This window comes from Enterobacter cloacae complex sp. IR5441, from assembly GCF_049238215.1.
In the GTDB taxonomy this organism is placed as follows: domain Bacteria; phylum Pseudomonadota; class Gammaproteobacteria; order Enterobacterales; family Enterobacteriaceae; genus Enterobacter; species Enterobacter hormaechei_C.
This window is the reverse complement of record NZ_JBMKIA010000011.1, coordinates 77,505-92,306: the sequence shown is the minus strand read 5'-3', so window position 1 is coordinate 92,306 and position 14,802 is coordinate 77,505. Positions and strand designations below refer to the sequence as shown.

9 protein-coding genes are annotated in these 14,802 nt (G+C 57.0%); 2 read left to right on the top strand and 7 right to left on the bottom strand.

Annotation, left to right across the window (positions count from 1 at the left end; all coding sequences use genetic code 11):
- Window positions 1-3: 3 nt before the first annotated feature.
- Entirely contained in the window at window positions 4-2,397 is a 2,394-nt protein-coding gene (gene malP, locus ACOTX5_RS14010; RefSeq protein WP_047726930.1) for a maltodextrin phosphorylase, read from the bottom strand.
- Between the two features lie 571 nt (window positions 2,398-2,968).
- Between malP and malT the strand changes: the two genes are divergently transcribed.
- On the top strand, window positions 2,969-5,674 hold the full coding sequence (gene malT / locus ACOTX5_RS14005; RefSeq protein WP_015571449.1) for an HTH-type transcriptional regulator MalT: 2,706 nt from the start codon (window positions 2,969-2,971) through the stop codon (window positions 5,672-5,674).
- 61 nt (window positions 5,675-5,735) lie between these two features.
- On the opposite strand, the gene ACOTX5_RS14000 is transcribed toward malT, so the two are convergent.
- Genes ACOTX5_RS14000 through glpE form a run of 3 tightly spaced genes read right to left on the bottom strand, consistent with a single transcriptional unit; the run spans window position 5,736 to window position 7,721 of the window.
- Complete coding sequence (locus ACOTX5_RS14000; protein ID WP_032655365.1) at window positions 5,736-6,494, bottom strand: DeoR/GlpR family transcriptional regulator; 759 nt, start codon at window positions 6,492-6,494, stop codon at window positions 5,736-5,738.
- Window positions 6,495-6,510: 16 nt separating this feature from the next.
- Entirely contained in the window at window positions 6,511-7,341 is an 831-nt protein-coding gene (glpG, locus tag ACOTX5_RS13995; RefSeq protein WP_063438934.1) for a rhomboid family intramembrane serine protease GlpG, read from the bottom strand.
- A 47-nt stretch (window positions 7,342-7,388) separates the two neighbouring features.
- Window positions 7,389-7,721 carry a thiosulfate sulfurtransferase GlpE gene (gene glpE, locus ACOTX5_RS13990; protein WP_015571452.1) on the bottom strand — a complete coding sequence of 111 codons (333 nt, stop codon included), beginning with the start codon at window positions 7,719-7,721 and terminating at the stop codon, window positions 7,389-7,391.
- Between the two features lie 285 nt (window positions 7,722-8,006).
- Here glpE and glpD point away from each other — a divergent pair, with 285 nt between their 5' ends.
- The gene (glpD, locus tag ACOTX5_RS13985) at window positions 8,007-9,515 is read left to right on the top strand and encodes a glycerol-3-phosphate dehydrogenase (RefSeq protein WP_015571453.1); all 1,509 of its coding nucleotides are present in this window, start codon (window positions 8,007-8,009) and stop codon (window positions 9,513-9,515) included.
- 87 nt (window positions 9,516-9,602) lie between these two features.
- Here the strand turns inward: glpD and glgP are convergent, their stop codons facing one another.
- Genes glgP through glgC form a run of 3 tightly spaced genes read right to left on the bottom strand, consistent with a single transcriptional unit; the run spans window position 9,603 to window position 14,797 of the window.
- Complete coding sequence (glgP, locus tag ACOTX5_RS13980) at window positions 9,603-12,050, bottom strand: glycogen phosphorylase (RefSeq protein WP_032103634.1); 2,448 nt, start codon at window positions 12,048-12,050, stop codon at window positions 9,603-9,605.
- An 18-nt stretch (window positions 12,051-12,068) separates the two neighbouring features.
- Window positions 12,069-13,502 (bottom strand): glycogen synthase GlgA, encoded by a 1,434-nt coding sequence (glgA, locus tag ACOTX5_RS13975; RefSeq protein ID WP_017384140.1) that lies wholly within the window; start codon window positions 13,500-13,502, stop codon window positions 12,069-12,071.
- Window positions 13,502-14,797 (bottom strand): glucose-1-phosphate adenylyltransferase, encoded by a 1,296-nt coding sequence (glgC, locus tag ACOTX5_RS13970; RefSeq protein ID WP_017384139.1) that lies wholly within the window; start codon window positions 14,795-14,797, stop codon window positions 13,502-13,504. The genes glgA and glgC overlap by 1 nt, the downstream gene beginning before the upstream one ends.
- Window positions 14,798-14,802 lie beyond the last annotated feature (5 nt).

Here is a 14,802-nt window from a genome sequence, read left to right as displayed (position 1 = left end):
TCCTTAGCGTTTTGCCTGCCAGATACGAGCCTGATAATCACGGATTGAGCGGTCAGAGCTGAACATACCGCAGCGCGCGGTGTTCAGGATACACGCGCGGGTCCAGGCATCCTGGTCGCGATACAGCACGTCGACCTGCTTCTGCGCTTCAACGTAAGCCGAGAAGTCAGCCATCACCAGGTACGGGTCGCCGCCCTGTTTGTCCATGCTGTGCAGCATCTGGTCAAACGCGTGCTTGTCGCCGTCGCTGTACTTCCCGCTTTCCAGCTCTTTGAGCACCGCATCCAGCACTTTATCTTTTTTACGCCATTTCACCGGGTCGTACCCTTTGGCTTTGATGGCTTTCACTTCTTCAACAGTATGGCCGAAGATAAAGATGTTCTCTTCGCCGACCTTCTCGGCAATTTCGACGTTCGCACCGTCCAGCGTGCCGACGGTCAGCGCGCCGTTCAGGGCCAGCTTCATGTTGCCGGTACCGGACGCTTCTTTACCGGCGGTAGAGATCTGCTCGGAAATATCCGCCGCCGGGATCAGCATTTCAGCCGCAGAAACGCAGTAGTCCGGCAGGAACACCACCTTCAGCTTGTCGCCCACTTTCGGATCGCTATTGATCGCCGCCGCCACTTTATTAATGGCAAGGATAATGTTTTTCGCCAGGTAGTAGCCCGGCGCCGCTTTCGCACCGAACAGGAACACGCGCGGGACGCGGTCGGCCTGCGGGTTCTCGCGGATCTCTTTGTACAGCGCCAGAATGTGCAGCAGGTTCAGGTGCTGACGTTTGTACTCGTGCAGTCGTTTGATCTGGATATCGAAAATCGCATTCGGGTTGATCTCAATTCCGGTGCGCATTTTCACAAACTCGGCCAGACGAACCTTGTTCTCCAGCTTAATGGCGCGGTACTGCTCGCGGAACTTTGCGTTGTCGGCCTGTTTTTCCAGGTTGATGAGCTGGTCCAGGTCGTTGGCCCACTCTTTCTTCAGGGTCTTGTCCAGCAGGCCGGCCAGCAGCGGGTTGCACTGCTTGATCCAGCGGCGCGGCGTGATGCCGTTGGTCACGTTATGGAACTTAGTCGGCCACAGCTGGTGGTATTCCGGGAAGAGATCTTTCACCACCAGATCCGAGTGCAGCGCGGCCACGCCGTTCACCGCAAAGCCGCTGACCACGCACATGTTCGCCATGCGCACCTGCTTGTCGTGCACCACGGCCAGCTTCGCCCAGACGGCCTTATCGCCCGGCCAGGTTTTCTCCACCAGCGTTTTGAACTGGTCGTTAATCTTATTGATGATCTGCATATGGCGCGGCAGCAGCGTTTTCACCAGCTTCTCATCCCAGCACTCGAGCGCTTCCGGCATCAGGGTGTGGTTGGTGTAGGCGAAGGTGCGGCTGGTGATGGCCCAGGCATCGTCCCAGTTCAGCTGATGCTCGTCGATCAGCACGCGCAGCAGTTCCGGGATGGCAATGGTCGGATGCGTGTCGTTAAGCTGAATAACTTCGAAGTCCGGCAGCTGAGCCAGCTTGCGGCCCGCCAGGTGGTGGCGACGCAGAATGTCCGCCACGGAGCAGGCGCACTGGAAGTACTGCTGCATCAGGCGCAGCTTTTTACCCGCCAGGTGGTTGTCGTTCGGGTAGAGCACTTTGGTCAGTTTCTCGGCGTCGATCCCCTGCTGCTCGGCGCGCAGGAAATCGCCGTCGTTGAATTTGGTCAGGTTAAACGGATGCGCATGCTTCGCCTGCCACAGGCGCAGCGGCTGCGCCACGCCGTTACGGTAGCCGAGTACCGGCAGGTCCCAGGCTTCACCGGTAATGGTGAACGCCGGTTCCCAGAGCCCCTGCTTTGTGACTTTCCCGCCAATCCCGACCTGCACATCCAGCTGCGCGTTGTGGCGGAACCACGGATAGGTATTGCGGTGCCAGTCATCCGGCGCTTCCATCTGATGGCCGTCGGCAATCGACTGACGGAACAGGCCGTACTGATAGTTCAGGCCATAGCCAATCGCCGACTGACCCACGGTTGCCATGGAATCCAGGAAGCAGGCTGCCAGACGTCCCAGACCGCCGTTACCCAGCGCCGGATCAATCTCTTCTTCCAGCAGATCGGTCAGGTTGATGTCGTGTTCTTTCAGCACGTCACCGACCTCCTGATACCAGCCAAGGTTCAGCAGATTGTTACCCGTCAGACGGCCAATCAGGAACTCCATTGAAATGTAGTTGACGTGACGCTGGCCTTTCACGGGCTTCGTCACAGGCTGAGCGTCCAGCTGCTCTGCGAGCGCCCCGCTCACCGCCTGCCACCACTGGTGAGGCGTCATTTCGTTTGCAGCATGAAGGCCAAAACGCTGCCACTGACGTGTCAGGGCAGCCTGAAATTGAGCTTTGTTGAAAGTAGGCTGTGACATAGGGAATCGGCATCCTGTAGAGAGTAAAAACATTTAACGCTAGTGTGCCTGGCTCATTGTGCCTCTTCCTCCTCCTGTCGGGGATTAGACAGGGAGGAGTAGCGGGGATGAGCATAAAAGTGTGATCGAGGCCACTGTGTGAGTGTGCGCTTCGCGGAAAAAGCGATCCCGGAAGAGCGTCAAAGAAATGAAATGCAGTTTCGGAGGAAATTAATCATCGCTGAAATGATTACTTACGTAGAATAATATTTCCGCGCGTCGGGATTATTCAGCACCCCTATTAAGCCAATGCAACTTTCCCGAAGTTAATTAACTTCAGCGTCATTATCTCTTTCTGAAACCAGTTTCAGCGCAACCGCGACTTGTGCAGACAAGCCAGAAGCAGCGCGGCATCCAGCCATTTACGGAAAGTTCCATCAGTGATGAGAATGTTTTGTGACAGAGTGCAAATTCAGAGCCTCCAAACCCAGACATAACTTGCAATAGTTCCTCTATTGGCCGAACTTATAGATATTAATTACGAAGCGCAAAAAAAATAAATTCTCTCGTTCCCCACAGTGAAGTGAAAACTATGTTGATTCCGTCCAAATTAAGTCGCCCGGTTCGTCTTGACCATACTGTGGTCCGCGAGCGCCTGCTGGCTAAACTTTCCGGTGCGCATAATTTCCGACTGGCGCTGGTTACGAGTCCTGCGGGTTATGGAAAAACAACGCTCATTTCGCAATGGGCGGCAGGTAAAAGCGATCTTGGCTGGTACTCCCTGGATGAAGGGGATAACCAGCAGGAGCGTTTTGCCAGCTATTTAATTGCCGCGATTCAGCAGGCAACCAACGGACACTGCGTCACCAGCGAGGTGATGGTGCAAAAGCGCCAGTACGCCAGCCTGTCCTCTCTTTTCTCCCAGCTGTTTATCGAGCTGGCCGAATGGCATCGCCCGCTGTATGTGGTGATTGATGATTATCATCTGATCACCAACCCGGTTATTCACGAGTCCATGCGTTTCTTCCTGCGCCATCAGCCGGAAAACCTGACGCTGGTTGTCCTGTCGCGTAACCTTCCGCAGTTGGGCATTGCCAACCTGCGCGTGCGCGATCAGCTGCTGGAAATCGGCAGTCAGCAGCTGGCCTTTACCCATCAGGAAGCGAAGCAGTTCTTTGACTGCCGCCTGACGTCTCCGATTGAGGCGTCGGAAAGCAGCCGCCTGTGCGATGACGTTGCCGGCTGGGCCACGGCGCTTCAGCTGATTGCCCTCTCCGCGCGGCAAAACAACAGCCCGACGCATCAGTCCGCACGCCGCCTGGCGGGCATCAACGCCAGCCACCTGTCGGATTATCTGGTGGATGAGGTACTCGACAGCGTTGACCTCTCCACCCGCCATTTCCTGCTGAAAAGCTCCCTGCTGCGTTCCATGAACGATGCGCTGATTGTACGCGTCACCGGCATTGAAAACGGGCAGCTTCAGCTCGAAGAGATTGAACGTCAGGGTCTGTTCCTGACGCGCATGGACGATCCCGGCGAATGGTTTAGCTACCATCCGCTGTTTGGCAGCTTCCTGCGCCAGCGTTGCCAGTGGGAACTGGCCGCAGAGCTGCCTGACATTCACCGCGCCGCCGCCGAAAGCTGGATGGCGCAAGGTTTCCCGAGCGAGGCTATCCACCATGCGCTGGCCGCCGGGGATGCCGGTATGCTGCGCGATATTCTGCTCAACCACGCGTGGGGACTGTTCAACCACAGTGAACTGACGCTGCTGGAAGAGTCGTTAAAAGCGCTGCCGTGGGAAAGCCTGCTGGAGAATCCGCGTCTGGTGCTGCTCCAGGCCTGGCTGATGCAGAGCCAGCATCGCTACAGCGAAGTGAACACCCTGCTGGCGCGCGCCGAGCAGGAGATGGAAAGCGAGATGGATACCACCCTGCATGGCGAATTTAACGCCCTGCGTGCGCAGGTGGCGATTAACGACGGTGACCCTGAGGAAGCCGAACGGCTGGCGATGGTCGCGCTGGATGAGCTGCCGCTGGCGAATTTTTACAGCCGTATTGTGGCCACCTCGGTACACGGCGAAGTGCTGCACTGTAAGGGCGATCTCACGCGTTCGCTTTCACTCATGCAGCAAACCGAACAGATGGCGCGCCGCCACGATGTCTGGCATTACGCCCTGTGGAGCCTGATCCAGCAAAGCGAGATTTTATTTGCTCAGGGATTCCTGCAAGCCGCCTGGGAAAACCAGGAGAAAGCGTTCCAGCTGATCCGTGAACAGCATCTGGAACAGCTGCCGATGCACGAGTTCCTGTTGCGTATTCGCGCTCAGTTGCTGTGGGCATGGTCGCGTCTGGATGAAGCAGAAAGCTGCGCCCGCCAGGGTCTGAATGTCCTTTCGAGCTTCCAGCCGCAGCAGCAGCTCCAGTGTCTGGCTCTGCTGGTGCAGTGCTCGCTGGCGCGCGGCGACCTGGATAATGCCCGCAACCATCTTAACCGCCTGGAAAACCTGCTCGGCAACGGGCAGTACCATAGCGACTGGGTATCCAACGCCGATAAGGTCCGGGTGATTTACTGGCAGATGACCGGCGATAAAAAGTCCGCCGCCAACTGGCTGCGTCATACGCCTAAACCGGAATTTGCCAATAACCACTTCCTGCAAAGCCAGTGGCGCAACATCGCCCGCGTGCAGATCCTGCTGGGTGACTTTGAGCCTGCCGAGATCGTGCTGGAAGAGTTAAACGAAAACGCCCGCAGTCTGCGCCTGATGAGCGATTTAAACCGCAACCTGCTGCTGTTAAACCAGCTTTACTGGCAGGCGGGACGTAAAAACGATGCCCAGCGCGTACTGCTGGAAGCGTTACAGCTGGCGAACCGCACCGGGTTTATCAGCCACTTTGTGATTGAGGGTGAAGTGATGGCCCAGCAGCTGCGCCAGCTGATTCAGCTCAACACGCTGCCGGAACTCGATCAGCATCGCGCCCAGCGCATTCTGCGCGAGATCAACCAGCACCACCGCCACAAGTTTGCACACTTTGATGAGAACTTTGTTGAACGTCTGCTGAACCACCCGGAAGTACCGGAACTTATCCGCACCAGCCCGCTCACCCAGCGTGAATGGCAGGTGCTGGGGCTGATCTACTCAGGCTACAGCAACGAGCAGATTGCCGGTGAGCTGGCGGTGGCGGCGACCACCATCAAAACGCACATTCGCAATCTGTATCAGAAGCTGGGCGTGGCGCACCGTCAGGACGCGGTGCAGCATGCGCAGCAGCTGTTGAAGATGATGGGATACGGGGTTTAGTTTTGTGCGGCCTGATGCCCTCACCCCGGCCCTCTCCCACAGGGAGAGGGAGAACGGCTTTTCAACACAACTCTAACTGCACATTATTATCTTTAATCACCTGCATGACGCCCGCCGGCGGCATCACGTCGGTGTAGACCGCATTCACCATGCTGATGCTGCCCATGTTCACCATTGCGTTACGGCCAAACTTGGAGTGATCCACCACCAGCATTACATGGCGTGAGTTCTCAATGATCGCGCGCTTGGTGCGCACTTCGTGGTAATCAAACTCCAGCAGCGAGCCGTCGGTGTCGATACCGCTGATCCCCAGAATGCCGAAGTCGAGGCGGAACTGAGAGATAAAATCGAGCGTCGCTTCGCCGATAATGCCCCCGTCGCGGCTGCGCAGTTCGCCGCCCGCGAGGATGATGCGGAAATCGTCTTTCTGCATCAACGTGTTGGCCACGTTCAGGTTGTTGGTCACCACGCGCAGGTTCTCGTGGTTCAGCAGCGCATGGGCGACCGCTTCCGGCGTGGTGCCGATATCAATAAACAGCGTCGCGCCGTTCGGGATCTGGCTCGCCACTTTACGGGCGATACGCTCTTTCTCTGCCGTTTGCGTCGCCTTACGGTCATGCCATGAGGTGTTCACCGAGCTGGACGGCAGTGCGGCGCCGCCGTGGTGACGCAGAATACGGTTCTGATCGGCCAGGTCGTTGAGGTCACGACGGATGGTTTGCGGGCTGACGGCAAACTGCTCCACCAGCTCTTCAGTACTGACGTATCCCTGTTTTTTTACCAGTTCGATAATGGCGTCATGACGTTGTGTTTGTTTCATGAAATATCCCTGGGAATTATGTTCGTTTTCGCGCATGGAGCGTATCGGCCAGCGCCATCGCCAGCCCAACCGCCAGGCCGGTAACGTGCGCACCATTGGCGATAGACATACCAAACAGATCAAACCATCCGGCAATAAGCCATATTAACGCAAAGGTTATTAATCCACGTTGTAAATAGATGCCACTATCCGGGTCGCGCTCGCCTCTGAGCCAGGCGTAACCCATCAGGGCGTACACCACGCCGGATAACCCGCCAAACCATGGACCGCTGAATTTGTGCTGCACGTAGCCGCTTAACAGGGCGCTGATAAGGGTGATCACAATCAGCTTGCCGCTGCCGAGCCGCTTCTCCACCGCCCCGCCGAGATACCACCACCACAGCAGGTTAAAGAGGATATGCATCACCGAGAAGTGCATCAGCGCATGCGTGAAGTAGCGCCAGACGTCAAATTGCAGGGAGGGATCGTACGGCCATGCGAGGGCAATCATCACGCTCTGGTCGCCCACCACGCTCATAATAATGAAGGCGATGATGCAGGCTGCCATCAAAAGCAGCGTAAACGGTCCTGCGCGCTCGCGCAGGGTGGCGAGAAACGGAAAACGTTGATAGTGCAGGCCACTGCCGGTCTGGCCGGATTGCCAGCTTGCCGCCAGATAACGCGGGTCGCCCGGGTTTTCCAGAAAACGCGCAAGCTCGTCGTTCACGCGGCCGGCCTGGCTTTCGTCTGCCAGCCAGACATCCGTCTGTGTATGCTGCTGAATAGTCAGGATAATGCCCTGCGTCGCCATATAGTCGACAAACGCCTGGGCGACGCGCGGGTTGCTAAAAGAGGTGATCATCAACATGGGCAGCGGTCGCTTATTTCCACACAAAAGGGGACAGTATAGCGGGATCAGCGCTCAAACGCGTATTCAACTTCTGCCGGGAAATGACGATGCCAGGCATCGAAGCCGCCATCGACGCTGTACACCGCGTCGTAACCCTGCTGGAGCAGATACTGCGCCGCGCCTTTACTGCTGTTGCCGTGATAGCACATCACCATCACCGGGGTATCGAAGTCGTTATCGCGCATAAACGCGCCCAGCGTGTCGTTGGTGAGATGGAACGCGCCCGGCGTGTGGCCCATCGCAAAGCTCTGCGGATCGCGGATATCCACCAGCACCGCTTGTCCCTGGTGCATCTTCTGATGGGCTTCTTCTACGTTAATACATTCAAACTGATCCATGGTGTTCTCATCTTATATTCAGGTGTGGTGCGGTTTTCCCCTCACCCTACCCTCTCCCGGAGGGAGAGGGTAACGGATCACCCTCTCCCCGTGGGAGAGGGCTGGGGTGAGGGCATCAGACCGCACTATTTTACCCCGTAGTGTACGTCCTGGCGGCGGGTAAACGCCATTATGTTATCCATATCACTCTAAATTGTTTTTTTGATGTTACCAAAAGCGCGTTCCTTTGCTATTATGAGCGATATCGAACATTTTTGAGCTTTAACGAAAGTGCATGAGGGTGTTATGGAAACCAAAGATCTGATTGTGATAGGCGGTGGCATCAACGGTGCCGGTATTGCGGTTGATGCCGCAGGACGCGGTTTATCCGTGCTGATGCTGGAAGCTAACGATCTCGCCTGCGCGACGTCGTCCGCCAGCTCCAAGCTGATCCACGGTGGCCTGCGCTACCTGGAACACTACGAATTTCGCCTGGTCAGCGAAGCGCTGGCTGAACGCGAAGTACTGCTGAAAATGGCTCCGCATCTGGCGATCCCGATGCGTTTCCGTCTGCCTCATCGCCCGCATCTGCGTCCGGCGTGGATGATCCGCATTGGTCTGTTTATGTACGATCATCTGGGTAAACGCACCAGCCTGCCGGGTTCGACAGGTTTGCGTTTTGGCTCAGAGTCGGTTCTTAAACCTGAAATCGTGCGCGGTTTCGAATATTCCGACTGCTGGGTGGACGATGCGCGTCTGGTGCTGGCTAACGCGCAGATGGTCGAGAAGAAAGGCGGCGAGGTGAAAACCCGTACCCGCGCGACCGCCGCACGCCGCGAAAACGGCCTGTGGATTGTGGAAGCGGAAGACGTGGATACCGGTGAGAAGTTTAGCTGGAAAGCGCGCGGCCTGGTGAATGCCACCGGCCCGTGGGTAAAACAGTTCTTCGATGACGGTATGCACCTGCCTTCTCCGTACGGCATCCGCCTGATCAAGGGCAGCCACATTGTGGTGCCGCGCGTGCATACCCAGAAACAGGCTTATATCCTGCAAAATGAAGACAAGCGCATTGTGTTTGTGATCCCGTGGATGGACGAGTTCTCCATCATCGGCACCACCGACGTGGAGTACAAGGGCGATCCGAAAAACGTTGAAATCGACGAGAGTGAAGTCAGCTACCTGTTGAAAGTGTACAACGCGCACTTTAAGAAACAGCTGGCGCGCGATGACGTGGTCTGGACCTACTCCGGCGTGCGTCCGCTGTGTGATGACGAGTCTGACTCACCGCAGGCCATCACCCGTGACTATACGCTTGATATTCATGACGTGGACGGTCAGGCGCCCCTGCTGTCGGTATTTGGCGGTAAGCTCACCACCTACCGTAAACTGGCGGAGCACGCGCTGGAGAAACTGGCGCCGTATTACAAAGGCATCGGCCCGGCGTGGACGAAAGGCGCCGTGCTGCCTGGCGGCGATATCGGCGATAACCGCGACGATTACGCCGCGAAGCTGCGTCGCCGCTTCCCGTTCATTACCGAAGGAATGGCGCGCCACTATGCCCGTACCTACGGCAGCAACACCGAACTGTTCCTCGGCGAGGCGAAAGAGATTGCCGATCTGGGCGAGCATTTTGGCCATGAGCTGTACGAAGCGGAACTGCGCTACCTGGTGGAACACGAGTGGGTGCGCCGTCTGGACGATGCTATCTGGCGTCGTACTAAAGAAGGGATGTGGCTGAATGCCGAGCAGCAGTCTCGCGTGGCGCAATGGTTGCAACAACATGCGGGAAAGCGTGAATTGTCGTTGGCGTCGTAATTGAAAAAAAGCCGGGTGGCGGCTCCGCCTTACCCGGCCTACTCGATCCCGTAGGCCCGGTAAGCGCAGCGCCACCGGGCTTTGTTTTTACAACCGCACCGGATCAATATGCCAGATATTCTCGGCATACTCTTTGATAGTCCTGTCCGACGAGAAGTATCCCATGTTGGCGATGTTATGCATCGCGGCGCTGGTCCACTTCTCCTGCTGACGGTACAGTTCGTCCACCTTATCCTGACAATCCACGTAGCTGCGGTAATCCGCCAGCACCTGATAGTGATCGCCAAAGTTAATCAGCGAGTCCACCAGATCGCGATAGCGTCCGGGCTCCTCAGGGTTAAACACGCCGGTGGCGATTTGCGTCAGCACCTGGCGTAACTCTTCATCCTCTTCATAATACTCACGCGGCGAGTAGCCCTGCTTGCGCAGCGCCTCCACCTCTTCCGCCGTATTCCCGAAAATAAAGATATTCTCCGCGCCCACATGCTCCAGCATTTCGACATTTGCGCCGTCCAGCGTGCCGATAGTCAGCGCGCCGTTCAGGGCAAACTTCATGTTACTGGTGCCGGATGCTTCCGTCCCCGCCGTGGAAATCTGCTCAGAGAGATCCGCCGCCGGAATAATCAGCTGCGCCAGGCTTACGCTGTAGTTCGGGATAAACACGACCTTCAGCTTATCGCCAATGTCCGGATCGTGATTCACCACCTTCGCCACATCGTTGATGAGATGAATGATGTGCTTCGCCATGTAGTACGCGGACGCCGCCTTACCGGCAAAGATTTTCACGCGCGGCACCCACTCCGCCGTCGGGTCAGCCTTAATGCGGTTGTAGTGGGTAATAACGTGCAGGACATTCATCAGCTGACGCTTGTACTCGTGGATACGTTTGATTTGCACGTCGAACAGCGCTTTCGGGTTCGCCACCACGTTCAGATGCATCGCCAGCCAGACCGCCAGACGCTTCTTGTTCAGCAGCTTGGCTTCCCGTACCGCTTTATTCACCGTCGGGAAATCAATGTGCTGCTCCAGCTCGCTCAGCTGGCTCAAATCGGTGCGCCAGGTGCGGCCAATGTTCTCATCCAGAACGTCGGAGAGCGGCTGGTTCGCCAGCGCCAGCCAGCGGCGCGGGGTGACGCCGTTGGTCACGTTGCAGAAACGCGTCGGGAAGATCTTCGCGAAGTCCGCAAACAGCGACTGCACCATCAGGTTCGAGTGCAGCTCTGACACGCCGTTCACCTTGTGGCTGATCACCACCGCCAGCCAGGCCATCCGTACGCGACGCCCGTTGGATTCATCAATGATCGAGGCGCGGCTCAGCAGACCGGTATCGTTCGGGTACTGCTCCTGCAAGGTCTTGAGGAAGTAGTCGTTGATCTCGAAGATGATTTGCAGATGGCGCGGCAGAATTTTGCCGAGCATATCCACCGGCCACGTCTCCAGCGCTTCACTCATCAGCGTATGGTTGGTGTACGAGAACACCTGGCAGGTTACTTCAAACGCGTCATCCCAGCTGAACTTATGCTCGTCAATCAGCAGGCGCATCAGCTCAGGGATCGACAGCACCGGATGGGTATCGTTGAGGTGAATGGCGGTTTTTTCCGCCAGATTCGCATAGGTTTTGTGCAGCTGATAGTGACGGCTAAGGATATCCTGAATCGTTGCCGAGACGAGGAAATACTCCTGACGCAGGCGCAGCTCGCGGCCTGAGTAGGTCGAGTCATCCGGATACAGGACGCGTGACACATTCTCGGAGTGGTTTTTATCTTCCACCGCCGCGAAGTAGTCACCCTGGTTGAATTTACCCAGGTTGATCTCGCTACTGGCCTGCGCGTTCCACAGGCGCAGCGTATTGGTCGCATCGGTGTCGTAGCCGGGGATGATCTGGTCATAGGCCACGGCGAGGATCTCCTCGGTTTCCACCCAGCGGGATTTTTTCCCTTCCTGCTGAATGCGCCCGCCAAAACGCACCTTGTAGCGCGTGTTGTGGCGCTTGAACTCCCACGGGTTACCGTACTCCAGCCAGTAGTCTGGAGACTCTTTCTGACGACCATCCACGATGTTCTGCTTGAACATACCGTAGTCGTAGCGAATACCGTAGCCGCGCCCCGGCAGCGCCAGCGTCGCCAGTGAATCGAGGAAACAGGCGGCAAGACGCCCGAGACCACCGTTACCCAGCCCCGGGTCGTTCTCTTCGTCAATCAGCTCTTCTAAATCCAGCCCCATCTCTTCCAGTGCGTTTTTGACGTCGTCATAAATCCCGAGCGATAACAGCGCATTGGAGAGGGTGCGACCAATCAGAAACTCCATCGACAGGTAATACACCTGTCGCGTCTCCTGCGAAAGCTGGGCGCGGTTGGAGCGCAGCCAGCGTTCGACCATACGGTCACGCACCGCAAACAGCGTGGCGTTCAGCCACTCATGTTTGTTGGCAATAACGGGATCTTTCCCAATGGTAAACATCAGCTTATAGGCGATGGAGTGTTTCAACGCCTCAACGCTGAGCGTGGGGGAAGAGTAGCTAAATGGAGCATTCATATCAGTAACTTCGCCTCGTTACATCAAGCGTTGATAAAGGTCGCGGTAGGACTGCGCCGCAACGTGCCAGCCAAAGTCCATGGACATCGCCTGACGTTGTACGTAACGCCACAGGGATGGACGGGACCACAAGACGAAAGCACGCCGGATCGCCCGAAGCAGCGACCAGGCATTACTGTCCTCGAAAACAAACCCGCTGGCGATACCGTCCGCCAGGTTTTCCAGGGAGCTGTCAGACACCGTATCCGCCAGCCCGCCCGTGCGGCGTACCAGCGGCAACGTGCCGTATTTCAGACCATAGAGCTGCGTCAGGCCGCAGGGCTCGAAGCGGCTCGGCACCAGAATAACGTCCGCGCCGCCCATGATGCGGTGCGAGAACGCTTCGTGATAGCCAATCTGCACGCCCACCTGCCCCGGATGTTCCGCCGCGGCCGCGAGGAAACCTTCCTGCAATACCGGGTCGCCCGCGCCGAGCAGCGCCAGCTGGCCGCCCTGCTCCAGTAATCCCGGCAGCGCTTCCAGCACCAGATCCAGCCCTTTCTGGCTGGTCAGGCGGCTGACCACCGCAAACAGCGGCACCTTGTCGTTGACCTTCAGCCCCATCGCAATCTGTAGCTGGCGCTTGTTCTCCGCTTTGTCCTCCACGGAGTCGCGACCATAGCGCGCCGCCAGCAGGAGGTCCGTTTCCGGATTCCAGATCTGTTCATCCACGCCGTTCAGAATGCCCGACAGGCGACCTTCACGGTGGCGCTGTTGCAGCAGCCCTTCCATACCGTAACCGAACTCCGGCTGGGTAATTTCCCGCGCGTAGGTTGGGCTGACCGCCGTGATGTGGTCGGCGTAGTACAGACCCGCCTTCAGGAACGAAATCTGTCCGTTAAACTCCAGTCCGTGCATGTTAAAGAATGACCATGGCAGATCGATGTCATTCATATGATGCGCGTAATACATGCCCTGATACGCCAGGTTGTGCACCGTAAACACCGATTTGGCCGGGTGCCCCTTCGCCGCCAGATACGCAGGAGCCAGCCCCGCATGCCAGTCGTGCGCGTGCACCACGTTCGGACGCCAGAACGGATCCAGTCCGACGGCCATTTCCGCCCCCACCCAGCCGAGCAGGGCAAAGCGCATCACGTTATCGGTATAGGCGTACAGGTTGGTATCGTGATACGGGCTGCCGGGTCGATCGTATAAATGCGGGGCATCAATCAGGTAAATCCCTACGCCATTGTAATGTCCAAACAGCAGGGTGATACGTCCCGCGAAGGTCTCGCGACGGGTAACAACCTTTGCATCGGGAATACCGCGCCGGATATCCGGAAAAGCGGGCAACAACACGCGGGTATCCACCCCTCCGGCGATTTGCGCCGCTGGTAATGCACCAAGAACATCCGCCAGGCCGCCCGTTTTTAACAACGGGAACATCTCAGAACATACGTGTAAAACCTGCATCATCGCTCCTGTTTGATTTGCAGCTTCCGCAACATTTCCCGTGTTACTAACACGATCCCCTCTTCCGAACGGTAGAAACGACGCGCATCTTCTTCCGCGTTTTCCCCAATCACCATCCCTTCGGGAATGATGCAGGCACGATCGATAACGCAGCGACGCAGACGACATGAGCGTCCTACCCAGACATCCGGCAGCAGAACTGCCGAATCGATATTACAGAATGAGTTTATACGCACGCGCGGGAACAGCACGGACTGCACCACCACCGAACCGGAGATAATGCAACCGCCAGAGACCAGCGAGTTGAGCGTCATGCCGTGGCTGCCGGAGCGATCCTGGACGAACTTCGCCGGCGGCAACGATTCCATATGCGTGCGAATCGGCCAGTTCTGGTCGTACATATCCAGCTCAGGCGTGACGGATGCCAGATCGAGGTTGGCTTTCCAGTACGCTTCCAGCGTTCCCACATCGCGCCAGTAAGGCTCCGCATTCGGATCGGACTGCACGCAGGACAGCGGGAAAGGATGTGCATACGCCATGCCAGCTTTGGTGATTTTCGGGATGATGTCTTTACCGAAGTCGTGGCTGGAGTTTTCGTCTTTGTCGTCCTCTTCCAGCAGTTCATAAAGATAATCGGCATCAAAGACATAGATCCCCATGCTGGCGAGCGATTTGGTGTCGTCGCCCGGCATGGTTGGCGGGTTCGCCGGTTTTTCGACAAAGTCGATAATCTTGTCATCGCCATCTACATGCATCACGCCAAACGCGGTTGCTTCCGCAACAGGCACCGGCAGACACGCCACGGTGCAGCGCGCCCCTTTTTCGACGTGGTCGATCAGCATGTGGGAGTAATCTTGCTTGTAGATGTGGTCCCCGGCGAGGATGACGATGTATTCCGCGCTGTAGCGACGAATGATGTCGAGGTTCTGGGTCACGGCATCCGCCGTGCCGCGGTACCAGTTCTCCCCGTGAACGCGCTGCTGCGCCGGGAGCAGATCGACAAATTCGTTCATCTCTTCGCTGAAGAATGACCAGCCGCGCTGAATGTGCTGCACCAGCGTGTGCGACTGATACTGGGTAATGACGCCAATACGGCGAATGCCTGAGTTCAGGCAGTTGGAAAGTGCAAAATCGATAATACGGAACTTACCACCAAAGTGAACGGCCGGTTTGGCGCGCTTGATGGTCAAATCTTTCAGACGGGTACCACGCCCGCCCGCGAGTATCAGGGCAACTGTTTTTAATGGTAGCTGGCGCGCCAACATTAACGGATCGTTCTTCTCTAATCTAACCATGACTA